At 58.2% G+C, this 25,312-nt stretch carries 19 protein-coding genes; 5 read left to right on the top strand and 14 right to left on the bottom strand.

Translation table 11 applies throughout. From position 1 onward, the window contains the following. Positions 1-224: 224 nt before the first annotated feature. Positions 225-776 (top strand): hypothetical protein, encoded by a 552-nt coding sequence (locus tag HUN04_14595; protein ID WDP90852.1) that lies wholly within the window; start codon positions 225-227, stop codon positions 774-776. Between the two features lie 139 nt (positions 777-915). Here HUN04_14595 and pncA read toward each other — a convergent pair whose 3' ends face one another. Further along, positions 916-1,542, bottom strand: coding sequence for a bifunctional nicotinamidase/pyrazinamidase (gene pncA, locus HUN04_14590; protein WDP90851.1), 627 nt, complete (start codon positions 1,540-1,542; stop codon positions 916-918). 170 nt (positions 1,543-1,712) lie between these two features. Between pncA and pncB the strand changes: the two genes are divergently transcribed. Continuing rightward, entirely contained in the window at positions 1,713-2,888 is a 1,176-nt protein-coding gene (pncB, locus tag HUN04_14585; GenBank protein WDP90850.1) for a nicotinate phosphoribosyltransferase, read from the top strand. 19 nt (positions 2,889-2,907) lie between these two features. On the opposite strand, the gene HUN04_14580 is transcribed toward pncB, so the two are convergent. Genes HUN04_14580 through HUN04_14570 form a run of 3 tightly spaced genes read right to left on the bottom strand, consistent with a single transcriptional unit; the run spans position 2,908 to position 7,161 of the window. Then, a complete protein-coding gene (locus HUN04_14580; protein ID WDP90849.1) occupies positions 2,908-4,026 on the bottom strand; it encodes a MinD/ParA family protein in 1,119 nt (372 codons plus the stop codon). A gap of 2 nt (positions 4,027-4,028) precedes the next feature. Next, entirely contained in the window at positions 4,029-5,012 is a 984-nt protein-coding gene (locus HUN04_14575) for a hypothetical protein (protein WDP90848.1), read from the bottom strand. Next, positions 5,005-7,161, bottom strand: a complete 2,157-nt coding sequence (locus HUN04_14570; protein ID WDP90847.1) for an HDOD domain-containing protein — start codon at positions 7,159-7,161, stop codon at positions 5,005-5,007. Before HUN04_14570 ends, HUN04_14575 begins: the two co-directional genes overlap by 8 nt. Before the next feature lie 200 nt (positions 7,162-7,361). Here HUN04_14570 and HUN04_14565 point away from each other — a divergent pair, with 200 nt between their 5' ends. Both HUN04_14565 and HUN04_14560 read left to right on the top strand, forming a co-directional pair. Next, positions 7,362-7,823, top strand: a complete 462-nt coding sequence (locus tag HUN04_14565; GenBank protein WDP90846.1) for a ferritin family protein — start codon at positions 7,362-7,364, stop codon at positions 7,821-7,823. 59 nt (positions 7,824-7,882) lie between these two features. Next, on the top strand, positions 7,883-9,481 hold the full coding sequence (locus HUN04_14560) for a YdiU family protein (protein WDP90845.1): 1,599 nt from the start codon (positions 7,883-7,885) through the stop codon (positions 9,479-9,481). A 144-nt stretch (positions 9,482-9,625) separates the two neighbouring features. Here the strand turns inward: HUN04_14560 and HUN04_14555 are convergent, their stop codons facing one another. The 4 genes from HUN04_14555 to HUN04_14540 all read right to left on the bottom strand — a co-directional run bounded on the left by HUN04_14555 (position 9,626) and on the right by HUN04_14540 (position 14,689). Then, positions 9,626-11,329, bottom strand: a complete 1,704-nt coding sequence (locus HUN04_14555; protein WDP90844.1) for a hypothetical protein — start codon at positions 11,327-11,329, stop codon at positions 9,626-9,628. A gap of 74 nt (positions 11,330-11,403) precedes the next feature. Beyond that, positions 11,404-12,369: an NAD(P)H-dependent oxidoreductase gene (locus tag HUN04_14550; GenBank protein WDP90843.1), complete on the bottom strand. Its 966-nt coding sequence runs from the start codon at positions 12,367-12,369 to the stop codon at positions 11,404-11,406. A 36-nt stretch (positions 12,370-12,405) separates the two neighbouring features. Then, positions 12,406-13,695 carry an MFS transporter gene (locus tag HUN04_14545; GenBank protein ID WDP93298.1) on the bottom strand — a complete coding sequence of 430 codons (1,290 nt, stop codon included), beginning with the start codon at positions 13,693-13,695 and terminating at the stop codon, positions 12,406-12,408. 31 nt (positions 13,696-13,726) lie between these two features. Then, positions 13,727-14,689 (bottom strand): zinc dependent phospholipase C family protein, encoded by a 963-nt coding sequence (locus HUN04_14540; protein WDP90842.1) that lies wholly within the window; start codon positions 14,687-14,689, stop codon positions 13,727-13,729. Positions 14,690-14,970: 281 nt separating this feature from the next. Here HUN04_14540 and HUN04_14535 point away from each other — a divergent pair, with 281 nt between their 5' ends. Beyond that, positions 14,971-15,834, top strand: a complete 864-nt coding sequence (locus HUN04_14535; GenBank protein ID WDP90841.1) for a substrate-binding domain-containing protein — start codon at positions 14,971-14,973, stop codon at positions 15,832-15,834. A 79-nt stretch (positions 15,835-15,913) separates the two neighbouring features. On the opposite strand, the gene nrfD is transcribed toward HUN04_14535, so the two are convergent. The 6 genes from nrfD to HUN04_14505 all read right to left on the bottom strand — a co-directional run bounded on the left by nrfD (position 15,914) and on the right by HUN04_14505 (position 25,309). Continuing rightward, positions 15,914-17,086: a polysulfide reductase NrfD gene (gene nrfD, locus HUN04_14530; protein ID WDP90840.1), complete on the bottom strand. Its 1,173-nt coding sequence runs from the start codon at positions 17,084-17,086 to the stop codon at positions 15,914-15,916. Positions 17,087-17,273: 187 nt separating this feature from the next. Then, positions 17,274-20,477: a hypothetical protein gene (locus HUN04_14525; protein WDP90839.1), complete on the bottom strand. Its 3,204-nt coding sequence runs from the start codon at positions 20,475-20,477 to the stop codon at positions 17,274-17,276. Between the two features lie 200 nt (positions 20,478-20,677). Continuing rightward, a complete protein-coding gene (locus HUN04_14520) occupies positions 20,678-22,531 on the bottom strand; it encodes an acyl-CoA dehydrogenase (GenBank protein WDP90838.1) in 1,854 nt (617 codons plus the stop codon). An 18-nt stretch (positions 22,532-22,549) separates the two neighbouring features. Beyond that, a complete protein-coding gene (locus tag HUN04_14515; protein WDP90837.1) occupies positions 22,550-23,701 on the bottom strand; it encodes a CoA transferase in 1,152 nt (383 codons plus the stop codon). Positions 23,702-23,713: 12 nt separating this feature from the next. After that, entirely contained in the window at positions 23,714-24,151 is a 438-nt protein-coding gene (locus HUN04_14510; GenBank protein WDP90836.1) for a YiiD C-terminal domain-containing protein, read from the bottom strand. A gap of 15 nt (positions 24,152-24,166) precedes the next feature. Next, on the bottom strand, positions 24,167-25,309 hold the full coding sequence (locus HUN04_14505) for an acyl-CoA dehydrogenase family protein (protein ID WDP90835.1): 1,143 nt from the start codon (positions 25,307-25,309) through the stop codon (positions 24,167-24,169). Positions 25,310-25,312: the final 3 nt, after the last annotated feature.

Here is a 25,312-nt window from a genome sequence, read left to right as displayed (position 1 = left end):
GGTGTCTGGTATCCCATCAGCCTGATTCCGGCAATTTTACAGCGGTTAAACACCCCATATGTTTTTCTTGGGTTTTTATTCGCCGCCGGCCCTTGACACGGATTCCGTCTTGCTTATCTTAACTGTCTTTTATATGATATAGCCTGAATCCATCGGCATTATTATCAGTTAGAACGAAAACGATTTTCTTAAGTATACCAACCTTTAACAAAGGAGTGATACGCATGAACACCGATCCTTCTCAATTCACTTTGTACACCGGCGGCCACAGGGGCGCTGAAGCGGAATTCGGCAAACTGGCGGAAAAATACGGAGTAAAAGAAGTGACCTTTTCCTTTGAAGGCCATAATCTGGCACGGGAGTCCGGCATCCGGATCCTGAACCAGGAAGAACTGGAAAAAGGCAATATCTCCATGGATATCGTATCCACCCGCCTGAGCAGATCCTTTTCCAAGGGCAATAAAATCCGGAAGGTCATCCAGTCCATTTTCCACATGGTCAACAACGGCTATGACATTTTTACCGTGGGATGGATACTGCCGGACAAAACCGTAAAAGGCGGCACCGGCTGGGCAGTTGAGCTGGGCAAATTGTTCAACCGCCCCATTTTCGTCTACGAACAGGACCGCAAAGCCTGGTTTTCCTGGATAGATAACGACTGGCAGGCGGTGACCCCGGTGATCCACCACAAAACCTTTGCCGGCACCGGCACCCGGAACCTCACCGAGGATGCCATTGCCGCCATGGAGGACCTGTTCAAACGCTCCTTCACCTAATGTCTGAACGAAAATCCACAAGGCTGAAATCCTCGCGTGCAAAAGTACGCTCCGGTTTCAGCCTTGCTTGGCTCTGACCTTTTGGTTACGCCTTGCATCTGGACAATGTTTCGTCCAAACAAGGCATTTCTGTCAAAGGTTAAATTATTTCCACTCCAGCCGCTTGCATTTCCTTTAAAGCGGCCTGGGTGGTTTCCTTTGCCACCCCCCGGCATAGATCCGCGACCAGCCGCACCTCAAACCCTAAAGTAATGGCATCCATGGCCGTGGCCCTGGCGCAGTAATCCGTGGTCAGACCGTAAATAATCAGCTTGGTTATATTCCGGTCCTTCAACTGCTTTTCCAGCCCTGTGGCCTGTCCGCCGTCGTCAAAAAATCCGGAATAGGAATCAAAGGCCGGGTCCGTCCCCTTGGGAACAATGGCCTCAAATAGGGAATTGTCCACCAGTACCCGGGCATTGGCCGTATCCTGGATGCAGTGGGGGGGCCAGAGGACCTGGGGTCGCCCGTTGATCTTTACGATATCAAAGACACCGGCATCCTTATGGTTGGTAAAAAAGGAGATATGGTTTTCAGGATGCCAGTCCTGGGTGGCAAAGACTGGAAATCCAAGCGCCCTCAGCCTGCGGGTTTCTTCTTCCACCTGGTTAAGATAGGCCTGGTCAGTCCCCTTCACCGCCAGGCTCCCCTGCCGGCATTCCATGAAATCCCCCTGGATATCCACCACAATCACGGCGGTATACGCTTCTTTTTTCTCAATGTGCATGGTTGCTGTCTTGTCCCCCGTCTTTGGTCTAATTGGGTTTATGCTTAAGTTTAAGGCGGTTCCCATGGCGATTCAACCCCAAATCACCGGCCGCTCCTTTTATACTTTTACAAATCCGCTGCCACAGGCTATATTCCAGGCAAGATATTGAACACACGGAAAGATACCCCATGATCCTCAGCATCCTTGATAATGATTTATATAAATTTACCATGCAGCAGGCGGTCTGCCGTCTCTATCCCCATGCCCGGGCCGAATATGAACTGACCAACCGGGGGGCCACCCCTTTCCCCCCGGGCTTTGCAGATGCCGTGCAGGGAGAAATCCAAAAAATGGCAGACCTGGCCCTGGACAGCAAACAGAAGAAGTGGCTGGCCCGCACCTGCCCCTTTTTCAGCCCGGACTACCTGGACTTTCTTTCAGCCTATGCCTTTGACCCCGCCCAGGTCTCCATTACCCAGGAAAAAGGTAACCTCTCCGTTATTATCAGGGGACGCTGGGCAGAGACCATCCTCTGGGAAGTCCCGGTCATGGCCGTCATCAGCGAGACCTATTTTACCATGACCGGCCAGCCCCCCGCAGCCAGGGACGAGATCCGCCGGAAAAATATGGAAAAGGCCAAGATCCTGGCTGAAAACGGCGTCTCATTTGTGGATTTCGGCACCCGGCGGCGGTATTCCGCCGCCAACCACCGCCGCCTGCTCAGGGACATGCTCGATGTCCCCGGACACACACTGGCCGGCACCTCAAATGTCCACCTGGCCATGGCATTCGGCATTGCTCCGGTGGGCACCCTGGCCCATGAATGGATCATGTTCCACTCGGCCCTGGACGGATGCACCCGGGCCAATGCCCTGGCCATGGCGGCCTGGACAAAGATTTACCCCGATGTCCTGGGCATCGCCCTGACCGACACCTATACCACGGATAATTTTCTGGAGGATTTCACGGAAGAATGGGCCCGGCAGTTCACCGGGGTCCGCCAGGATTCGGGGGATCCCCTGGCATTTACCCGGAGAATGCTGGCCCACTACCAACGGCTGAATATCGATCCTCTGGAAAAGACCATTGTCTTTTCCGACGGCCTGGATGTGGACAAGACCCTGTCCATCCACAGATTCTGCAATGGCAGAATCCGGGACGCCTACGGCATCGGCACCAGCCTGACCAATGACGTGGGGGTGACGCCCTTAAATATCGTCATCAAACTGAAACGCTGCGCCCCCTGTTTGGATGCCGGCCCGGACACCGACTGGCAGGACACCGTCAAACTCTCCGACGATCCGGGCAAGCACACCGGGGAAACAAAGGCCATCAACCAATGCCTGGCGGAATTGGATCTGTAAAACAGGCGATAAACAAAATTTAATTGATCTTGGAATTTCCTGCCAGCCACCCCTCAAAATCCAATTCAATGGGGCTGGGCTGCGGCGTTTCTTCCACACTTTCCGGCGGCGGTTCCATGGGCACAGGCACGAACACATGGGGTTCAGCCACCACGGAGGCGGCAGGGGGCGGTGTTTCGGCAGGCTCGGGATGCCGGCCCAACATTTCCTTGACCTCGCGCATCTCATCCAGCAGCCGGCCCATTTTATCCTCAATGGTACCCAGGCGGCTTTCCAGGGCCTGCCGCTGGGCGTCGCTATCCTTTCCTGACTGGGAGGCCGGGGAGGCATCGGTGTGGGGACGCTTCCGGTTTAAGAAATCCAGGCACTGGTCCCAGAATGCTTCCACGGGCATGCCTTCCCCTGGATTCTTGACCAGTTTCAAGGCCATGGCCCGGACACAGCGGGATGCCGGGGTATCGGGAAAAAGTTTCATAAAGGGGATCTGGGAGACCACGGCAATGGGCACATTGGGATCCTTGACCAGCACCCCCAGGGGGGCCAGTTTCACTGCCAGGAATTTTTGAACTGTTTTTTTGAGCTTGGAATAGGCCAGCTTGGCGGCCTCTGCCGACTGGACCTGGTTGATCACCACCCGGATCCGGGGCATGCTATTGCTGCGGGCAAGCACCTTGAGCAGGGAATAGGCGTCGGTGAGGGAGGTGGGTTCGGTGGTGGCCACCAGAATCATCTCGTGGCAGGTCCGGCAGAAGGCAAGCACCTGGGCGGATATGCCGGCGGAGGTGTCCAGAATAAAATAATCGTAGTCCGGCAGTTCCAGAAATCCCCGGATCATGCGTTCTGCCTGGGAAGCGGTGAGGTCTGCCAGTTTTTCCACCCCGGAACTTCCCGGGATAATATCAATGCCGTTGAAATTCCGGATCATGATCTCAGCCAGCTTTTTTTCGCCGGTGAGGATTTCGGCCAGTCCGTATTCCGGATACAGCCCGGTGAGGATATTGACATTGGCCAGGCCGAGGTCGGCGTCAAAGAGGCAGACCCGGTATCCGGCCTTGGCCAGGGCCAGTGACAGGTTCAGGCTGATACTTGTCTTGCCCACGCCCCCTTTGCCCGACGCGACGGTGAGCACCTTTGCCATGATTATTCCCCCTTGGTTCCAGGCAGGGCCGTCACCACCGTGCGGCCGTCTTTGTGTTTCAAGGAAAATTCAACGGATCTGCAGTTGAACTTTTCCGCAATTTCCCTGTGGTTTCTCCGGATGAATTCAAAAAAAAGGATCCGGCGTTCCATATTTATATCCGAGTCCATAATCGTGCCCGGGGTGGCGGCGGCCGAGCCCAGCCCGCAGCAGGTTTCATAGCGCTCAAACAGGGCGTTCAGCGCCTCTTCATCCCGGTCGGGGTCAATGACGGTAACGGAAAAATCAAAGGGATCGGACAGTTCGCCGCCCTTGTTCCTGGGCGCCCCGTTCACCGGCTCGGCAGCGGGGTCGGCAGAGAGCCAGGAATCTTTGTAAATCAGTTTATAAAACCAGGTAAATCCGGAAAAAGTGATGAAAACCGGGGTAAACCGGTATTGGGGAAATCCCCGGTCCAGATCCCTTAAAAAAACCAAATTGGCCGGATCCGTGATGCCCATGACCAGATTATTGCCCGACAGCTGCAGGGGGACCATCTTGTGCCGGGCGGCCCGGACCCGGTCCAGGACACCGGCCAGAAGCGTGCGGCTATCCTCGCTGAATACAATATCGCTCACGGACCTGAAGGGGATGTGAAAAAGTTCGAACAGGATCTGCTTGAGCTGGGCCTTGGACAGGACCCCGGCCTCCAGGAGCCCGGAAATAAAAGGGATTTCCTTCTGGGCGGCATGGGCCTCCACTTCTTCCAGCCGGGCCTCGGGGGCAATATTTTTCTGGACAAGAAAATCCTTGACCGAGACCACCTTCTTGTATTTTTCCAGGACGCAGTAATTGTCCATGGGCGTGACCAGGTTCAGGTCGCAGAGCACCTTGCCGAAAAGCCGGTCTTTTGACCGGGAATCTTTGCTCTGGATGGACAGGGCCTGGTCCACATCTTCGGGACAGACCAGTCCTTCATCCACCATGATATCTCCGATTCTAGCCATGGGCCGCCTCTTTTTCAGAACGGGTCACGCCCTGGTCCGGGGCCAGGGGCAGGAAGACGGAAAATGCAGTGCCCCCTCCTTCCTGGTCGTCGCAGGTAATCCGGCCCTGCATCTCCTTGACGATGGAGTGGACAATGGCAAGGCCCAGCCCGGAATTGGTCCCGTTCTTTTTGCTGGAGTTATAAGGTTCGAACAGCCGTTCCCGGATATGGGGCGGAATCCCCGGCCCGTTATCTTCTATGCGGATTTCCACATACCCTGGTATTTTTCTTTTTTCATCAATCATCACCTTGGCGGACCCGGGCAGCAGCCGGGTGCTGATATGAATATCACCGCCTTTCACCATGGCCTCGGCCGCATTTTTCACCAGGTTAATCAGGATCTGTTTCAGGCCGTTGCCATCCATCCGGACGTCGGGGACCTCCTTGTCAAACTGGGTATGGGCGGAAATCTGGCGGGGCAGGAGCAGGGATTTTTTCAATACATCCATCACCCGCGCCACCACCTGGTTCAGGCTGATGACCTCAAGGCCGCCGACCTTGGGTTTTGAAAAGGAGGTCAGCCCTTCCAGCAGGGTTGAAACCCGGTACATCTCTTCCCCCACCACGGAAAGTTCCTCCTGGGCCGGATGCTTGTCCGGCAGCTTGAGTTTGAGGCTTTCCAGATAATTTTTAATAATGGCAATGGGGTTGTTGATTTCGTGGACCACCTTGTCCGTGAGGGCGGCATAGGCTTCCATTTTTTTATCGTTCATGTCCCTGGCATAGGCCCGGTGGAATTCGATATTTTCCAGGCAGATCCCGGTCTGGCGGGAAAACAGCCCCACCACCCCCTGGCTGTTGTTCAGTTCTTCCACAAGGCCCTCGTCCACGCCCAGGGCAATGGCGCCCACGGCGCGGCCCGAGGCTGTGATGGGGATGCAGTACAGCCCCTCGGTTTCCAGCAACCTGATGATCTGGGCATCGGAAACCGCAAGCTCATCCCGGCCGAACCCGGTCTGGACCAGCCCGGTGTTCATGGCCCTGACCAGCAGGCTGGACGTATTGTCCACGGGCAGGGCAATGCTGCGCACGATATTATGGTGGCGGTCTTCTCTGCCGGTGATGCCGGTGAGTATTTTCTTTTCCCTGTCCAGAAGAAAGAAAAAGACCCGGGGCACATGGAAGATGATTTCCAGCCCCTTTTGCACGGCATCCAGTACGGCGGGCACATCCCGGGCCTCCAGCAGGCTGTCCATGGTGCCGTAAAACAGGGACAGCTCCTTGATTTCCCCGGCAACGGCCCGGTCCTGTTCCTGTGTTTCCCTGACCTTGTCCCGGTCGGGTTCTAGGTTGACCCCCAGCTGCCTGGCCATGGTTTCGACCTCGTCTTCGGCTTCGGTGAGGATCTGGCCCAGGCGGAGTTCGGGGATATCTGTAAGCCTGAGGATATCCGGCATCCGCTCCATGGCCCCGGACCCGGCCAGGGCATTGGCTGCATATAAAATTCTGACATGGAGGAGTTCCCCCTGGATCCTGTCCAGGGACTCGTTCATGAACATCACCGCATCGGAGGTCATGGGGTTCAGGTTCCACTGGCCGAAAAGCCAGGCCGAGACCTGGGGGGTATCCACCCCGAACTGGCCGGTTTCGGCATCGCCAAGGGGCTTGCCGGCGGCTGTCTCATGGAGTACGGCTTCATAGGCCTTGGGAAAGGTGCGCATGAGCACCAGGCAGCCGATATCGTGGAGGAGCCCGGCCAGAAAATATTCATCCGGTGCGGTCTGGCTTTCCTCGGCGGCGATACGCCGGGCCAGGATGGCGCATTTATAGGAATGATACCAGAACCGGTTAATGTCAAACCGCGGCAGCGCCTTGGCCATCTTGAAAAAATGCATGGCAGAGGAAGAGATGGCGATGTTGCGGATGGTATCCAGGCCCAGGTAAACCACGGCCGTCTTAATGGTGTTCACCTGCTTGGGCAGGTTGACATAGGGGGAGGCGATGATCTGCAGCAGCTTTGACGCCAGGGCCGGATCTGCGGCAATGATCCGGGTCAGCTCGTCAACATCCGATTTTTCATCGCTGCAGGCCCGGACCAGCTTCAGCATAACCTGGGGCAGGTGGGGCAGATGATTGGCGGTTTTTATTTTTTCAAATATCTTTTCCATATCCTTTGGCGACCCTTTGAAGAGATATCCTTTTCTCTTTGATTATTGTTCTATAGGGGGTTTGTGGTGATAAATCAACATTTTTACTAAAAAAGGACACAATATAACGGGATTTCATGATCAAGTATTTCAAATCCCCTGCCGATTATATATAATTCCCTCGAATTTCATAACCGCCGGACCAGCATAAGGACACCGCCATGTTTACCCTCAACGACCTCTTGGATATTGCAGTTAAAATGGAAGAAAACGGTAAAAGCGTCTATTCAAGGGCCCTGGAAGATACGGACAACAGGCAGCTTAAAGAATTGCTCAAATGGATGGCCCGTGAGGAAGACTGCCACGCCTCCTGGTTTCTTAACCAGAAAGCAAAAATAGCCGGGGGACAGGAGGACCTTGAAGTCATGCTCCCGGACGTGCTCAGGGAAATGATGGGGGACAACACCCTTTCCCTGGATGAGGTGGATTTTTCATCCATCACCACCCGGGAACAGATGATCAAGACCTTTATCATGTTTGAAAATGACACCATCCTTTTCTACGAATTCCTAGAAACTTTTATCGACTCCGCCGGGGTAAAGGCGGGGCTGAAAAAAATCATCGCCGAAGAAATTGACCACGTAAAAAAACTGACCCTCATGCTTCCCCCGGTTGAAGACTGAAAAACCAGTCTTATATTGTTAGGCAACCCTTACAACAAACATAACACCGAGGGACTGCCATGACACCCCACCCGCCCCCAGCACTGTCGTCCATACTGAATTTTGACAACCGGTTTACCCGCTGCCTGCCCGGGGATTCCGAGCCGGGCAATTTCCGCCGCCAGGTCCAAGGCGCCTGTTATTCCCGGGTGCTTCCCACCCCGGTAAAGGCACCGGAAACCCTTGCCGTCTCCGGGGAGGCAGCACAGCTTTTGGACCTGGATGAACAGGACTGCGGGTCACGGGAATTCACCCAGGTCTTTTCCGGCAACCGGGTCCTGCCGGCCATGGATCCCTTTGCCATGTGCTACGGCGGCCACCAGTTCGGCAACTGGGCCGGCCAGCTGGGGGACGGCCGGGCCATCAACCTGGGAGAGGTGGTCAATGCCGCGGGGGAGCGGTGGATGATCCAGCTCAAGGGCGCCGGCCCCACCCCCTACTCAAGGACCGCCGACGGCCTGGCCGTGCTCCGCTCCTCCATCCGGGAATTCCTCTGTTCCGAGGCCATGTTCCATTTGGGCATCCCCACCACCCGGGCCCTGAGCCTTACGACCACCGGCCAGCCCGTGGAGCGGGACATGTTCTACGACGGCCATCCCAGGGAGGAACCGGGCGCCGTGGTCTGCCGCCTGGCCCCCTCCTTCACCCGGTTCGGCAATTTTGAAATCCTGGCCGCCCGGGGGGAGACCGCCCTGCTCCGACAACTCATGGACTACACCATTGAAACCGACTTTCCCCACCTGGCGCCAAAGGATTATACGTCCTGGTTCATGGAAATATCCCGGCGGACCATGGAGATGGTGGTCCACTGGATGCGGACGGGATTCGTCCACGGGGTGATGAACACCGACAATATGTCTGTCCTGGGCCTGACCATCGACTTTGGCCCCTACGGGTGGCTGGATGACTACAATCCCCTCTGGACCCCCAACACCACAGATCTGCCCGGCCGCCGCTACTGCTTTCAGAACCAACCCCGGATCGCCCTGTGGAACCTGGGCCGTCTGGCCGGGGCCATCCTGCCGGTGACGGGCAGTCCCGGGCCCCTCCAGGAGATCCTGGATGATACCGTCAAGGAATTCACCCATACCCACCGCAATATGCTGGCCGCCAAACTGGGCCTCAACCGCCACGACCCGGCAGCTGACGCGGAACTGGTATCCTCCTTGTTCGCCCTGCTCACTGCCGTGGAGACCGACTACACCCTCTTTTTCAGGGGGCTCTCCCGATTCGACCCGGCCAAGGACACAGATCCCGCCACCCTTCCGGACTGGCTGTCCCCGGCCCTCTACCGGCCGGAACAGGCCGGCCCGGATTATCTGGACCGGCTGGGCCAATGGCTGAAAATCTACGGGTTAAGGCTGAAAGAGGAAGGCCGCCCCCCCGAAGAGAGGAAAAAAGAAATGGACCGGGTCAATCCCAAGTATATCCTGAGGAACTATCTCAGCCAGCAGGCCATCGACAAGGCTGAAAAAGGCGATTTTTCACGAATCCACGAACTGCTTGAACTGGTCCGCCGTCCCTACGACGAACAGCCGGACAAGGAAAAGTTTGCAGCCAGGCGCCCGGAATGGGCCCGGAATAAGCCCGGCTGCTCCATGCTCTCCTGTTCTTCCTGAGTTTTTAACCGGGCTGAAAATGCAAATGATCGAATCCATGCCGTCCTGGCGATCCGCTCATTTACACCGCTCTGTCCCTTTACCCTGCCGGCCTGGCCCCCCGGGTTCAACAACCCGGGCCGGCCGGCAGACGGCATTAAATCATTACTCGCCCTTGTGAATAACCATCTGGGGAAAGGGAATTTCCCAGTCATTGAGTGTGGCGGCATCCACGCACCAGCGCTGGATCGCCCGGTTCAGGCGGTTGTACAGGGGGGCCATCTTGCCCTTGAAGTCGGCGATAACCACCATGTCCAGGGAACAGGCCCCGGCTTCGGCAAATTCCACCCTCAGGTTCAGCAGGTCGTCGGTATAGCCCTCGGCCCCAATCTGCTCCTGGATATGGGACTGGAGCAGTTCGGGAATGCGGGATGTGGCCGCTTCCTGGTGGTTATAACTGATGCCGAAGGGGATTTTCAGCCTGAAGTTCACGGAAAGATTCAGGGGCGTCATGCCAAGAAAATCTGCGGTGAGGTAGGTCTTCCGGGCACCGCCCCGGAGTACCAGGTCCACGGTTTCATGGGAAAGGTGGGTCACCCCGCCCCGGGTGCCGTCGGAGAGGATCACCCAGTCGTCCTTGCGGCAGGGGAACCAGGCTTCGGAAGGGTGGTACTCCCGGGAGGTCTTGTTCATGAGTTCCTCGATGGGTACCCGAAGCTTCACCCCCAGGGTGGGATTCTCAAGGATGGAGTAGACATTGATATGCTTTACCAGCCATGGAACGCCCAGGTACATGATCCGCTCCCCCTCCCGTACCGCCCCGATATTGAGCATGAGACGGCTCTGGTGGAGATATTTGGGCAGGGTGTTTTTGGCGGCCCACCCGATGCCCATGAGAAAGATAATGGCCAGGGAGAGCAGTACCCAGTCCTCGAATATATAAAAGACGGCGATGACGGCCAGGAGGGTCAACAGAACCGTCAGAACCCGGAAGAGCAGCTCAACTAACCGGATGTGAAAGGGCCGGTATTTTGATTTATAACCGGGCATGAGCTTGAGGATATTCCGGCTGAAAAGTCTCAGGAAGAGGACAACCCCGATGCAGGCGGCCAGGGCAATGGCCAGGAAGAGTCCCCGGGTCCTGAAAAAATTCTTCACCGAATCCTGGGTGCTGTCGATGACCGAAGCCTCCTCCCGGGTGATTTCCTCCAGCTGCAGCCTGACCAGGTCCAGCTTGTTCTGGATCTGGCTTTCCACCCCTTTGTATTCCGGAAGCAGTTCCTGCAAAGACCTTTTCAGATTTTTATCCTTGGCTTCCGCGATCAGGCCCTCAATACGGGTACGGGCCTTCACTGCAACGGGCAGCAGGCTTTCGTATGAAGAAAATTCATCCTTGAGTTTGGATTTGCGCCGGGCCTTCACCGTCAACCGCTTAATTTCCATGATCCCGGGCTCTGCAAGGGAGAGGACCTCGTTTTTCCAGTTAAAGGGCTCGGCCTCTTTTTTGGCGAAAAGGGAGATATCCACGCCGGTGGCGATGCGTTCAAAGTCCATCACCGCACCGGCCATCTGTTTATCGATCTCTTCCAGCTCGTTTTTCAGTATCCCTTTTTCCGTCTCGGACCCGGCCTTTTTGATCATCTTCTTTTTATCGGCCATCCGTTTTTTAAGGTCGTTTTTCAGTGCCACGATGGAATGGAGCATTTCCAGGGTGCCCTTTTCTTTTTCCCCCTCGGCCTGGGCCGCTGCCTGTTCGGGCGCAGCCTTGCCCCCGTCCTTTTCCTCTTGTGCAAACCCGGCGGCCGCCGGCCCCATTACCAGAATAAACACCAAGAATAAGATTATTTTTTTCACGACCTCACCTTGCATTATGGATTTTCAATATTGATGGAACGACTATACCTGAACAGGTATAACGAAACGGCCCTTTTTGCAAGGGCAAGTTAAATTCCGGCCAGGGAGCTGACCTGCTGTTGAATCAGGTCCCTGGCCCCACGGACACGCTCCTGTTCCCCGGCAGCCGCCGGGGGAATCTCCCAGACGGCCCATGGGGTGAGCCCTTCCGGCAGTTCATCCCGGCGCCCCAGCCAGACCACCCGGTCCCTTTCACCCAAAGCGGTCCTGATCTCATCCCAAGACAGGGCGGTCTTATACTTTATATCCAGGCCAAGGGATGCCATGGCGGTTACGGCTTCAGGCAGGGGAGCCTCCCCGGCCCCGAGCCCGGCCGCCGCCACCCGGAGCCTGCCCTTTGATAGTTCCTTGGCAAATGCGGCGGCCATGGGGCTCCGGCACTGGCCGTGGGAAGAGAGAAAAATCAATTGTTTTTTTTCCATTTCCGGGACCAGCAGGTGGGCGGCCGCCTCCCTGATCTCTGTTTCCAGTTCCGGCCGGACAATGATCGCCCCGGCATCTTCCACCTTCTTATAGGTGAGGGAGCCTGAAAAATCCGCGGACAGGGCATCGAAAAAATACTTGGCCGTCAATTCCACCCCCTCAAAGAGACGCTTTCCCCCTGAGGCGGCCACGGAGAGCAAAAAACCCTTCCGGGAAAACCGGTCCGGGTCCTTGAGCCCCATCTTGTACTTCCGCCCCCAGAACATCTGGCACCGGTCAATAAAGAGTTTGGCCTGGGCCGAGACATTGTAAAAAAAGATGGGGGAGGCCAGCACCACCACATCGGCCTGTTTCACCGGCCCGTATCCCCTGGTCTCCATCTCGTCTTTTATGGGGCAGAACCCTTTTTTCTCGCAGACCACCAGCTCCCTGCAGGGCTGGACGGCCAGGTCCGGGGCATGGATGGTCTGAGTCCGCGCCCCATGGGATTCGCATTCCTTTAAAAAGGATGAAAGCAGATAGTTTGAATTACCGTTTTTCCGGGGGCTTCCCTGGATGCCAAGCACAAACATCGCGGCCTCCTTTTTTCATTATATATTTAAAACCATCTAGGCCTTTTTTCCTGAGGCTGCCATCCCCTTTTCTTCATCCACCCGGGAAAGAATCAGCCCGCCGATGACGAAAAAGAGAATCACCACGGAAATGCCCGCCCGCTGGGAGTCAAAGGCCTGGGTGAGAATGCCCAGGAGCAGGGGGCCGAAAAAGGCCGTGAGCTTGCCGGAAAAGGCGAAAAAACCGAAAAACTGGTTTTCCTTTTCCCGGGGCACGAACCGCCCCAGCAGGGAACGGCTGGCGCTCTGGTTGGGGCCGGCAAAAAATCCCACCATAATCCCGGCCGCCCAGAACAGAGGCTTGCCCGGTGCCAGCACGGCCAGCAGGGCCGCCAGGGCCAGGATGACATTGGAGATCTGGATGGTTTTCTTGCCCCCCAGCTTATCGTCAAAGACGCCCATGACCAGGGCGCCGGCCCCGGCCGCCACATTCAGGACAATGCCGAAAATCATGATCTCCTGGAAGGTGAACCCGAAGGTGCCGGCGGCATAGATCCCGCCGAATGCGAAAATGGTGACAATCCCGTCATTGTAGATCATCCGGGCGATGAGCAGCTTAACGATCTCCGTGTAGGCCCGGATGTCCTTGAAGGTGGTTTTGATGTCAGCGATCCCGGACCGGATCAGCTTACCGGCCCCGCCCGCCGGTTTCTCCGGTGCCGGCCGGGATTTCACAAGGAAAAACAGGGGAAGGGCAAAGAGGCCGTACCAAACGGCCACCAGAACATTGGTGGCCCGGATATGGGCCCCGGTCTCCCTGGCCAGTCCGAACCAGGGCACATCGGGGTTGATGAAGCCGGCCATGGCGACAAACATGGCCAGCAGCCCCCCCACATACCCCACGCCCCACCCCACCCCGGAGATCCGGCCGATGGTGGACGGGGTGGAGATATCCGGCAGAAAGGCATTGTAAAAGACCATGCCCAGTTCAAAGGCCACATTGGAAATCACAAACCAGACCAGGGCCCGGCCCACCTCCCCGGGCATGACGAAATTGAGCATGGCCGTGCCCCCGACGCAGACCAGGGTGGAAAACAACAGGAATAGCTTGCGCAGCCGGCCCTGGTCGGCCACCGCCCCCAGCAGGGGGGACAAAAAGGCCACGGACAGGGCCGTAATGGTCACCCCCCTGGACCAGAGGGCCGTGCCCGAAATCTTGTCCGGGGCAATGGCCGATACAAAGTAGGTGGCATAGATAAAAGTGACCACCAGGGTGGTGTAGGCGGAGTTGGCAAAGTCATACATCACCCATCCGAAAACCTGCTTTTTGTCTGTCCGGCTGCGCATCTCGTCCATAATCTCTCCAGATCTGTACGGGTTAAAAGGGAGGTTCGCATCCCCGGTAAACCAGGGCATGTATATCCGGCTCGCCGAGCCAGGCGGTAAATCCGTTTTCCGGCAGGGCCGGCCGTATCCGGGGCATCCCGGAATGGGACAGGGCATCCTGCACCCGTCCCCGGGCCAGCTCCCCGGCAATGATTGCCAGAACCTGTTTCGCCGATGCCGCGGCCTCACGGATCATGGCGGCCAAGGTGGTTGAAGCGGGCGCCCCTGAACAGGGGTCGCGATAGGCCAGTGTCCCGCTGAAAAAGGGCAGGTATTGGGGCCGCCCAAAGGGATAGACCAGTCCGGCGTATTTTTCCGGCAAAGAACGGTTCATCCGGTTCAGGGCGGTCAGCCCCTGGCGTATCCAGGATGAAGAAAACAGGGCCTGTATCCGCCGGTGCCAATCCAGGGCCGCCAGGGGCGCCCCCTCCCCCGGGCAGGGGCCGGGCCGGTATAAATCAGCCAGGAGCCGGCGCAATTGCCCTTTGGGGATTTCAACCCCGGCCGCCACCCGGTTCAGCCGGGTTTCACCCCGGAAAAGATGCCAGAAGTGGACATCCATGGCGGTTTCAAAGGTCCGGTGCCTGCCGGTGGCCCCGGGGTGTACCCCGTCCATGCCGGCATAATAATAGACCAGGGGGTGGAACCGGGTATCCGCCGCAAGGTGGCAGACCACCCCGGCGGCCAGGGCCAGGGCGGGCCCGGACGAATTCCGGTCCAGAAAGGCCGCCACCGGTTCCAGGGCCCGGCCGTCGGTCCGGTGGAAGGGCAGGCTCAAATCCTCCACCTTTTTCCGGTGCCGTCCCGCCAGATAATAAAAGGGGATATCCGGGGCAATGGCCCCCAGCAAAAACAAATGGGGAAACCGGTGTACCGGTTCATAAAAGGGGGAGCTTGAAGTCAGCGCGCGGGCCAGGCACCCGGCCAGGGCAAAATGGGTCATCTCTTTGGGCATGGACTATCCCTTTTATTTGGCGGGCCCCTTCCGGTCCCGGTCATCATCGATTTCGGTTATGGATATGTCATAGCAAATAAGCGCGCCGGATGCGAGGGCATATCCGTGAAAATTTTTATTTTCACGGATAGTTAACAATGGTTGGTATCGGTTGGTATTGTCTCAAAAATCAAAGATGAGTATTTCATATTGACAAATACACACCGATTCAATAATTGAAATCCCATTCCCTGCAAAGATCCGCAGGTGCATGCCAACAACTTACAAAAAGGAAAGACCCCATGCGAGATTTAAAACTGAAACTGACGATTGTGTTTTCCATCCTGGCATTTGCCTTTTTCACCGGGAACGGGCTGGCCGGCCCGTGCAAAGCCTCCTACGGCACCGCTGACCAAGTTTTCCGACTGGCCACGGGCAGCCCCGGGGAACTGGGCCTGCTCAAGGAACTGGCCGATACATTCAACGCCACCCACAACACCACCATGTGCTGGGTAAAGGCCGGTTCAGGCAAATCCCTGAAGCTGCTGAAAAATAAAGAGGTGGATGCCATCATGGTCCACGCCCCGGCCGCCGAGAAAAAAGCCGTGGCAGATGGCTGGGCCGTGAAACGCTCCCTGATCGGATCCAATGAATTTTATATTGTGGGGCCGAAAAACGATCCCGCCGGTATCGCCTCGGCCACATCCGCCGCCGATGCCTATGCCAGAATCGCCAAGGCCGGAGCCAATTTCCTCTCCCGGGGGGACAACTCGGGCACCAATAAAAAGGAATTGGCCGTATGGAAAAAAGCCGGTGTCCAGCCCCGGGGCGACTGGTACATCATCACCAAGGATTTCATGATGGCCACCCTGAAAAAGGCCAATGCAGTCAACGGCTACTTCATGACCGACTCCTCCACCTGGGTGGCGGGCAAAAAGGGGCTGGACAACCTCAAGGTGCTGTTCAAAGGCGACCCCATGCTCATCAACACCTACCACGGGCTGTGCCAGCCGGCCGGCGCCACCCAAGCCCAGCCGGCGGCTGCCGCATTCATCGATTTCCTGGGGTCTGAAAAGGGCCAGTCTCTGATCCGGGATTACGGCAAAACCCTGTACGGTGAAGCCATGTACAACGACGCCGTTTACGCCAAGCAGTACGACCATTAGAATCTGAAGGCTTCGAGGGGCCGTCCGGCCCCTCGCCCCTGCCAGGTTCTCCATGGCAGAAAAACAAGACGGGCATTGGTTACCCGCCCTGGCCGCCCCGGTGATTCCACACCTTGACGGAAATCGTAATTTTATAGAGAAGGGTGAGAATAAACAGCCCCATGGCGGTGACCCCTGCGGAGATAACAAGTTCATGGCCGCTGGGAAAGTACTCGGTGACATGGTGGAGGGGGGAGGGAACAAACCCCCCGGAAATCATCCCCATCCCCTTGTCGATCCATGTGCCGCAAAAGAGGAAGACGGCGGCCAGGGCCAGCAGGGGCGGGCTCTTCCGCAAAGACGGAATCAGCAGGAGGCAGGCCGCCGTCACCATTAAAAACACCGAGGTCCACATCCAGGGGACCATGCCGTTCTTTCCGTGGAGCCCCGCGTACAGGTAGGTAAAATGGGCCGTGTGGGCGGGAATGGCCGAATAAAAGACCACAAAGACCTCGCAAATCATGAAAAACAGGTTGGCACAGAGCCCGTAGGCTGCAATGACGGCCAGGGACTGGATCGCCTTTTCACCGGCGTCAAAGGGGGTGACCCTTCGGATGACCATGGCCAGAAGAATGAGCAGGGCCGGCCCCGAGGCAAAGGCGGAGGCCAAAAATCTGGGCGCCAGAATCGCCGTGAGCCAGAATCCCCGCCCCGGAAGCCCGCAATAAATAAATGCGGTCATGGTATGGATGGAAAAGGCCATTGGAATGGAGAGGTAAACCAGGGGTTTTACCCAGGCCGGGGGCGCCGTTCCGTTGTACTCGGCTTCAATGACCTTCCAGCCGATGATAATGTTCAGGATGAGGTAGCCCGTGAGCACATTCCCGTCCCAGAACAGCATGGACCAGGGGGTGGGATACAAAAAGATATTCAGGGCCCGGGTGGGCTGGCCCAGGTGGACCAGCAGGTAGGTCAGGCACATGACCATTGATGCCACGGCAAGGAATTCCCCCAGAATGGTAATCCGGCCGAACACCTTATAATCATGGAGGTAATAGGGAAGCACCAGCATCACCCCGCCGGCGGCCACCCCCACCAGAAAGGTCATCTGGGCCGTGTAAAACCCCCAGGAAACGTCCCGGCTCTGGTTGGTGACCATCAGTCCGTGTTCCCATTGGTCCAGATAAAACACAAAACCTGCGGCCATGACCAGAACCAAGCCCCCCATCCACATCCAATACGCCCGGTTTCCCTTCAACGCGAGTTCCAGCATAGGTATTTCCTTTCAATTCTTGTCATCGGATACGGCCTCCGGCTGCCAAAGACCGGCGCCATGGGCACACTTATATGAGACAGGGACTAAATTCAGACTAAATCCGGACTGAATCGGCAGGAAAAAAAGAAGATAAACCTAAAGAAACGGACCTCCGAATGCATCGGACGTCCCTAGGTTGGGGCAATCAGAGTTGACGGGACATGATATCGCTGAAGAGCATCCGGGTTTTGGGGCTCACCCGGCAGTCCATGCTTTCCATTTGGCGGCGGCAGTGTTCATAGCACCGGGCCACCCGGTCATACTGCCCCAGGCCGGCGTATGCGGACATCAGGGTCTGGTGCATGGCTTCGTCAAAGGGGTCCGCCCCAAGGCCGGTCCGGGTCCATTTCACCATCCCCTCCCAATCCCCGCGGTCTTGGCAGCAGCGGATCAACTGCCTGAGAATGCGGCAGTATTCCATGGTCATTGCCTCCCGTTTCCGGTTGCACCAGTCTTCGTAAAGGGTGTCTTCCAGAAAGGGACCCCGGTATTGGGCGGCGGCCTCAAGGCAGTGGCCTTCCCGGGCGCCGGGATCAGCCCCGTCCTGGGTGCGGGCGGCCCCGGCATGGAAAAGAAAGCGCTCCAGGTCGCAGGAGCCCCCCGGCCCCAGGCTGAGGCGGTACTGGTCCCGCCGGCGGAGAATATAGGCGGACCTGGCCCTGGGAGGCAGGTTGGGTTCCAGAATTTTGCGCAGCCGGCTGGTGGCCACATTAAACCGCTTTGCGGTCCGGCGGGCGTCCTGTTCCGGCCAGAGCACCTCCATCAACAGGTCTTTGGGCAGGTAGCCCTTGTCCCGGTGGGCGGCCAGGTATTTAAACAGATGAAGGGCATTGGCGTGGGTCCAGTCGTCGGGGCGGATCTCCCGGTCCCCCACGGCCAGTTGGAACCGCCCCAGCAGTTGAATCCTCAGCCCCCCGGGCTGGTCTCCCGATTCCGGAGCCTTGGCCCGGCAGGCCGGCACCCTTTGGATTTTCTTTTCCTCCTGGAGATCATGGGAGAGGATGCAGCTTTCAGCCCAGTCCGCCCAGCCGGCTTTCCCGCCAAAACGGCGAATGCGCTCCACCGCCATGTCGTATGCCTCGGGGCCGGCTTTTCCCAGGGCAATTCGGCATTTTGCCGTCAGCAGCCGGGCCAGCCCCTGATAATGGGCAGCCTTTTCCAGGGCCGCCTCCAGGGGCGCCAATACCGCCAATGCCCCCTGGTAATCCTTCCGGCAGAACAGGATACGGGCCCGGGTCAGCTGGACGATGGCCATGGGAAAGTCTATGCCCCGGTCCCGGATCACCCCCAGGGCCCGGTCGATGTATTCTTCTGCTTCAGACAGGCGGTGGTGCCGCATGGACAGCCGGGCCAGCACATTCAGGGCATTGGCCTCCCCCCACCGGTTGCCCGGCCCCTGGAAAATCTCCAGCCCCCTGCGGACCAGGGCCCCGGCCCGCTTCCATTGTTCCAGCCCCATGCAGTTTTCCGCCCATGCCAGGTAAATCCACCCCTTCTGGCTGTCCCTGAGGTGGATCTGCTCCGCCGTCCGGATCCCCTCCCGGGCGTTGGCCGCCCCGGCCTCATAGCGTCCCAGGTAATAGTCAGTGGTCGCACTCTGGTAATAGGCCAGGGGCAGGCAGGCGGCAAATCCGGTCCGCTTGCTTTCTTTGACGAGCCATTGGTTCAACCGGGAGGATTTCAGCATTTCCCCGGTGATATAAAGGCGGTAGGTCACCGAGGTGCCGATAAGGATTTCCGCAGCCCGCCGCTGGGGTTCCGGGTAAAGCCCCACCACTTCCCTGGCGTCGGATTCATATTTTTCTGATAATTCAATCTCACCCAGCACCCCGGCGAAAAAAACCAAATAGGTCATGACCAGAATATAGGTGGGAGAATCCGGCCGGATCCCAGAAAGCACCTGCTCCATCAATCCTTTTGCCTCGGGAATGCAGCCCGTATAATAATACTGGGCCCCCAGATCGGCCAGGCATTTTACGGCCTGTTCCGGTTCTTCCTGTTCCAGAAAAAGCCGGCGGGCTGATATCAGGCTCTCAATGGCCCTGTCCGGCCGGCCGTAATAGGAGGCCTGCTTGGCGGACATAAACAGGATCTGGGGCTGGGCCGCCCGTATCCGGGCCGGGATCCGCTCCAGGCATTCCTTGACAAAGGGCATCTGTCCCTTGAGCAGGAACTGGACTTCCAGGTCCGACAGCATACCGGCGGCAGCCGCATAATCCCCGGCCTCGATATAGTGATGAAGGGCCAGGGGATGCTGTTGCCCGGCCAGTATGGTGGCGGCAGCCAGATGGACCCGGCCCAGGGTTTCCGGGCCCAGCACCTCCGCCGCCTTTGCCCGGAGAAAATCCCTGAACAGATGGTGGTAGTAAAATCCGGTTTCGCTGCCGTCAACGGGGAAGACCATGAGGTGTTGAGACGCCATTTCCCTGAAAATATCTCCCGACTCCCGGATCCCCAGAACCCCGTCGCAGAAATCCGTATCCATGAACTCCAGAACGGCAGTTTTGACCATGAATGCCTGGCGTTCCGGGGACTGGGCCTCAAAGATATTCTCTTCCAGGTAATCGAACACATGGGTCCGGGATTCGGGCAGCCGGCCCAAATCCTTGCTGATGTCTTTTAACCGCTGGGTCCCCATGGCACAGGAAAACAGCACCAGGCCCGCCGCCCACCCCTGGGTTTTTTTGTGGATGGCCCCCAGGGCCGACGGGTCCGGGAAACGGCTGCTGCCGGCCTCTGTGAAAAACCGCCGGGTCTCTTCCTCGGTAAAGGCCAGGTCCTTTTCATGGATATCCAACACCCGCCGGCCGGCCCTGAGCCGGGAGATCTTCAATCCGGGCGGCCGGCGGCTGATGAGCATCAGGGAGGTCCCCCGGGGCAGGCGGTCCAGAATAAATTCAACCGCCGTGTTGATCTCCCCTTCAACAAGATGGTAGTCGTCCAGCACGATGACACAGTTTCCGGGGATGCCGGCATCCAGGGCCGCAGTCCACTCCAGCAGCCAGCGTTTCTGCTTTCCGGCCGGCATGGCCGGCGACGGCGGCGGGGGCAGCTTCAGGTCCGAACCGGGAAACGCGGCTTCCAGGGCCTTTGTCATATAGGTCATGAACAATGAAAAATCCCGGTCGAATTCATCCAGGCGGTACCATGCCGTTCTGGTTTCCGATGCCGCCAGCATCTGGGCGGCCAGGGTGGTCTTCCCGAACCCGGCACCGGCAACGATCTGGGTCAGGGTGATATCGTCAGAGGAGATAAACCCATCGGCCAATCTGTTTCGGGACAGGGTATTGCCCGGAACGGGAGGAATTAATTTGGACCTTAGAATTGACATGAACCGGTTATAGGACATTCCGCCGCCGGTTTCAATACGGGTTAGGCCGGATTCACAGGGGAGCGGACCTGTTTTTTTGTTCCGGGCCGGGGCACCAGGATTCCCCCGGCCCGGAGATGCCGGACCAGAAAGGCTGTTTTCGGAAATCCGGCGGATTAATCCCCCGGGGGATGGCACGCCCCCGGGGAATTAATATACTGAAAAAAAGCTGCTGAACATCACGTCCCAAAGGACAGTTCAGGCATCTCCACCACGGCCCCGTCCATGGCCTTGATGGCATCCATCTTCCCCTGGGTCACCGGCAGGATGGACCGGATAAAATACCGGGCCGTGGTGAGCTGGCCCTGGTAAAATGCCGCTTCCTTATTTTTTTCCAGGAAGGCGGCCAGATCGGCACCGGTTTTCTCCCCGGTCAGCTTTGCCAGGGGGGCCACGGCGGTGTTGGCCCGCCAGAGCAGCATCCAGGCGGCCACCACATCCCCCATCACATCCAGGAAGGGGCAGGCATGGGCAAAGGCGGTTTTGAATTTTTCGGACATGGCCGTCATCCCCATGTGCTGAGCCGTTTCAGAGAGGCGGTTCACACAGGCCTCAAGATCGCCGGCAAGGCGGCTGAGCACAGGCACTTCCCTGGCGGAATCGATGGTTTTGCGGATTTCAGCCATGAGATTCATGAAAACCTTGCCCTGGTCGAGGCCCAGCTTGCGGCCCAGAAGATCCATGGCCTGGATGCCGTTGGTCCCTTCGTAGATGGGGGCGATGCGGGCGTCCCGCAGCAGCTGCTCCACGGGATAGTCTTTGGTGTAGCCGTATCCGCCGAACACCTGGATGGCCTGGGAGCAGATCTCCACCCCACGGTCCGTGCAATAGGCCTTGAGCACCGGGGTCAGCAGGTCCAGCAGCCCCTTGTGGTAGGCCTTGTCCTTTTCGTCCCGGGCCAGGTTTTCTTTTTCCACCAGGGAAATCCCGTAGTAGATCATGGAGCGGACAGCCTCCACATGGGCCTTCATCCACAGCAGCATCCGCCGCACATCGGGGTGCTGGATGATGTTGACCTGGGGGGCCTCGGGATCCAGGGCGTTTTCCAGGGCCCGGCCCTGGAGGCGCTCCCGGGCATATCCCAGGGCGTGGCTGTAGGAGGCGGCCGCGCAGTTGAGGCCGATGGCCGCCACCATGAGCCGGGCGTCATTCATCATCTGGAACATCACCTTCATGCCGCGGTTTTCCTCCCCCAGCAGCAGCCCCCGGCATCCTCCTTTGGACCCGTAGGTCAGGGCGCAGGTGGCGGACCCGTGGATCCCCATCTTTTCTTCAATGCCCGTGCAAACGATATCGTTGTCCCCGCCCAGGCTGCCGTCCTCGTTCACCCAGATCTTGGGCACGATGAACAGGCTGATGCCCCGGGTCCCGGCCGGCGCCCCTTCGATGCGGGCCAGCACCGGGTGGATGATGTTCTCCACCAGGTCCTGTTCCCCGGAGGTGATGAAAATCTTGCTGCCGGTGATGGAATAGGTGCCGTCCTCATTTTTCACCGCCGTGGTGGTCAACGCCCCCACATCGGATCCGGCCCCGGGCTCGGTGAGGTCCATGGTGCCCCCCCACTCCCCGGAGTACATTTTTTTCAAAAACAGCTGTTTCTGAAGCTCGGTGCCGAAGACCTCGATCATCCGCCCGGCGGCATGGCCCTCAAACCCGTAAAGGCCGAAGGCGTAGTTGGCCCCGCAGAGGTATTCCGAGGCCGCCGCTGCGATCATCTGGGGCAGGCCCTGGCCCCCCAGTTCCGGATCGGCGGTCATGGCGGTCCATTCGCCCTCCACGAAAAGCTTATAGGGCCGCCTGAAGCATTGGGGCACCCTTACCCGGCCGTTTTCAAATACCGCCCCCGTCTCATCGGCTTCCTGCAGTGTGGGCAGAATCTCCTTCACGGCCAGTTTCCGGGCCTCTGAGATGATCATGTCAAAGGTTTTTTTGTTGAAGTCCGCATATTTTTCATGGCTGCAGATTTCCTGGATCCTGAACTGCTCGTAGAGAACAAAGTCAATGTCCCGCCGGTCGGCGATTACGTGGGTCATGGTCGGCTCCTTATAGGCTTAAATGATGTTTTCCTGTTTGAACTGCTCAATCTCCTCCCGGGTATAGCCCAGTTCCGCCAGCACCGCCTCTGTGCTCTGGCCGAAGGATTCCGGCGGGGTCCGGACAGCCCCCGGGGTGGCGCTCAGTTTCACGGGCACCCCGATGGTGGGGAGGGTGCTGCCGTCATGCCCGGGCAGGTCCACTACCATTTCCCGGGACCGGTACAGGCCGCCGTCCATGGCCTCGGCCATGGTCTTGACCCGGGAGCAGCAGACATCGGCCCCTTCCAGGAGGTCCTCCCAGTGGGCCGCGGTCCGGCTTTTAAACACATCCGAAAGCCAGTCAATGACCTCCTCCCGCCGGGTTTCGTCATACTGCAACGGGATATATTCCGGGGCGTCCAGCAATGTGCACAGCCGCTGCCAGAAAACAGCTTCCACCGCCCCCAGGGCCAAATAATTGCCGTCCCGGGTTTCATAGGTATTGTAGCAGGCAAAGCGGTGGGAAAGCATGCCTTTGGACCGCTGCTGGGGCATGCCGAAAAGCTGCTCAAAAAACTGGGGCAGAATCAGGAACCCCGCCACCCCGTCGGTCATGGAGATATCGATATACTGCCCCGTCCCCGTATTGTTCCGGGCCACCAGGGCCAGGAGAATGCCGATGGCCGCATTCATGGCGCCGCCGGCGATATCCGCCATCTGCACCCCTGGGATGGCCGGGGGCTTGCCCCATTCTCCCATGAGATCCAGGATGCCCGATTCGCAGAGGAAATTCACGTCATGGCCCACCCGGTCCTTTAGGGGCCCGGTCTGGCCGAAACCGGTGATGGAGCAATAGACGATGCCGGGATTCACGGCCCGCACCGCGTCGTAGCCCACGCCCAGGCGGCTCACCACCCCGGGCCGGAACCCTTCCAGGATCACGTCGGCGGTCCTGGCCAGACGAAAGAAAATCGCCTTGCCCCTTTCGCTTTTCAGGTTCAGGGACATATGCCGCTTGTTCCGGTTCACCCCGTTGAAAAAAATCTCCCCGGCCTGCTTTGTCCCGTCCTCAATGGCAATGACCTCGGCCCCGTGGTCGGCCAGGATCATGGAGCAGAACGGGCCGGGCAGCAGCCGGGAGAGATCCAGCACCTTGATGCCGGCCAGGGCGCCTGTAATGTTTTCCATATTTGCCTTCCTTCAGTATTTGCGCAGTTGGTAATCGCCTTTTGTCACGGCCACCACATTCCCTTGGGCGTCCTTCACCTCCCCTTCCAGAGCGAAGTCGGCCTTGCCCGCCTCCCGGGCCCTTGCTTCCAGCCGGGCGGCCCTGTCCTTGTCCATCGTGAACTCAACAGTGACGTCGGAGGTGGCCGGCTTGAGATATTTAATATTCATTTCCCTGACCACCGGGTAAAACCGGGTGCCGTCAAACAGGGTAAAGGCCAGGATCCCGCCGGGCACTTCGGCAAGGGTAAACAAAGCCCCGGCCCAAACCGTGCCCAGGTGGTTTTCATTCCCCTGTTTGGGCAGCATCAGGCGCACCCGGCCCGGTTCAATATCCAGCACCCTGAGTCCCATATTTTTTAAGAAGTCGAACTGGGTTTCCACGATATTTTTCAGTTCTGTGAGATCCATTGATTCCTCCTCCCTTTATAGCCCCATGGTCTTGGCGATGATGGTTTTCATAATCTCATTGGTGCCGGCAAAAATGGAGGTCACCCGGGCGTCCCGAAAGGCCCGGGACAGGCCGCAGCTTTCCAGGGCCGCTTCGGATCCCATGATGTCCAGGCAGCGGGAAGCCATGAGTTTGGCCATCTCCGTTGCCCTGTATTTGGCCATGGAGGTCTCCTTGATCACATTTTTCCCGGCCATGTGGTCGTGGAGGAGGACATAGGCAAAATTTTTCTGGATTTCCAGTTCCGTGGCCATTTCCACCAGGGCGAACTGGACGGACTGGTGTTTGCTCAAGGGTTTGCCCTTGCGGGTCCGGGTTTGGCAGAAGGCCGTCACTTTCTCCAGCATGGCCTCGGCACCGAAGACCCCGCCCACGGCGCAGACCAGCCGCTCCTGCTGGAGTTTCTGCATGAGCATGATAAACCCCTCCCCCGCATTGCCCAGGCGGTTGGCCGCCGGGATCCGGCAGTCGGAAAAAAACAGTTCCGCCGTATCCTGGCTGGCCCATCCCATTTTTTCAAAGGGCGCCCCCTTGGTGAACCCGGGGGTGCCCTCCTCCACCAGGTAAAGGGAGATGGCCTGGTACCGGTTCTCCACCTCGGGGTTCCGGGCCGCCACCACCACCAGGCCGCAGTTTACCCCGTTGGAGATAAAGGTCTTGGATCCGTTGAGGATGACCTCATTGCCCTCCTGCACTGCCGTGGTCTCCATGGCGGCCACATCGGACCCGGCCCCGGGCTCGGTCATGGCCACGGCCGTGATGGTGTCGCCGGAGGCGCAGCCGGGCAGGTATTTTCGCTTCAGGTTTTCCGTGCCGAAGGAGTGGATATAGGGCACCACGATGTCCGAGTGCAGGCCCGCAGCCAGCCCGGTGAAATTAATCCTGGCGATCTCATCCCAGACAATCACCGAGTGGAGAAAATCCAGCCCCGGCCCCCCGTACTCTTTTTCCATCCAGGGGCAGAGGAACCCGTTTTTTCCCATGGCCCGCCACATGGACCTGGGGGTGAGATGGTCTTTTTCGCACTGGTCGATGAGGGGGACCACCTCTGCGGCCAGAAAACCGGCCAGACGCTCCCTGTAAGCCTGGTGTGCCTCGGTGAATTTCAAAATTTCCATGGC

This window comes from Desulfobacter sp. (genome assembly GCA_028768525.1).
GTDB lineage: Bacteria > Desulfobacterota > Desulfobacteria > Desulfobacterales > Desulfobacteraceae > Desulfobacter.
Note: the sequence above shows the minus strand (reverse complement) of the source record. Positions and strands in the feature narration are given on the sequence as shown.